The sequence below is a fragment of the Vibrio sp. Vb1755 genome (assembly GCF_033338635.1).
GTDB lineage: Bacteria > Pseudomonadota > Gammaproteobacteria > Enterobacterales > Vibrionaceae > Vibrio > Vibrio alginolyticus.
In genome coordinates this window covers 1-1,235 of sequence record NZ_JAWOTA010000221.1, presented here as the reverse complement: position 1 = coordinate 1,235, position 1,235 = coordinate 1, and the positions used below count along the sequence as shown (strand labels likewise).

At 49.5% G+C, this 1,235-nt stretch carries 2 protein-coding genes; both read right to left on the bottom strand.

From position 1 onward, the window contains the following. Positions 1-651 (bottom strand): cation:proton antiporter (locus R7E00_RS24065; protein WP_318124778.1); only part of this gene is annotated, 651 nt, incomplete at its 3' end. Then, positions 648-1,235 (bottom strand): NAD(P)H-dependent oxidoreductase (locus R7E00_RS24060; protein WP_318124776.1); only part of this gene is annotated, 588 nt, incomplete at its 5' end. The genes R7E00_RS24065 and R7E00_RS24060, both read right to left, overlap by 4 nt.

Genomic DNA, 1,235 nt, shown 5'->3' with positions numbered 1-1,235 from the left:
CCCGCCAACCACAACAATTGCAATCGAGGCAGTGATGACAATTCCGTATGCCCAGCCCGGCAAATCGGCCACGAGGTTTAAATCGTCATGATGCTGCGCAGCAGTTTGAACGGCATTTTGTGCTTGTTCGACTAACTCCGGCAGGGCCAACAATGGAATAAAGGCCAACATCGGGATAACGGCGATATCTTGAAAGAGCAGAACAGAAAACGCGTTTTTACCACCTTCTGTTTTGGTTAGCCCTTTTTCGCTAAAGGTTTGCAGCACAATGGCGGTTGATGACAGCGCGCAAATTAGGCCAATCGCTAGAGCAATCGTCCAAGGCTGCTCAAAGTACAAGGCGATACCCATAATCGCGGCGACAGTGCCGCCAACTTGCAAGCCACCTAACCCCATCAAGCGATTACGCATCGCCCACAGCATTTTAGGTTCGAGTTCTAAACCAACAAGGAACAGCATCATTACAACGCCAAACTCCGCAAAATGTTGGATGGTTGTGGTCTCTTCGCCTACTAGGCCGATGATTGGGCCAATCACCACGCCGGCAATTAAGTAGCCCAACACAGAGCCTAAACCTAAGCGTTTTGCTAACGGAACCGCGATAACGGCGGCTACAAGGTACACAAAGGCTTGTAAGAATATTCCTGTCATGACGCCTCCTTGATGAGCTCCGGCAATGCACTGTTAAGTTTAATGAGCGAAGCGGCGGCCTCGACATCCAATCGGTCTTCGACCAGTGCCGTTAAGAGCTTTTTATAGCGTTCAATATGGCGCGGGATACGACCTTCTTCGGCTGCGGTACGCAAACCAAACAAAGCAAGAGGCGCAATATAGTGCATACCCGTGAGTGCGGACATTTGCTCGATAGGAGCGAGCAGTTCCCGAATCGTAAAATGGTTGTAGCCTTCGGCTTTGTAGGCTTCTTCTTTGCCGCCGGCAGAAAGCACGCACAGCATGGTTTTGCCTTGCAGTTCGGTTCCTTCGGTGCCGTATGCAAAGCCGTATTCCAACACCAAATCTTGCCATTCTTTCAAAATCGCTGGTGTTGAGTACCAGTAAAGCGGAAATTGGAAAATCACCACATCATGTTCACGAAGGCGTTGTTGTTCTCGGTCGATATTGATGTTGAAACGAGGGTACTCACCGTACAAGTCAACGCATGTCACGCCTTCGATTTTTTGAGCTTCTTTGAAAAGTGGAGTATTCACTTCTGAACGATGCTGGGAAGGATGAGC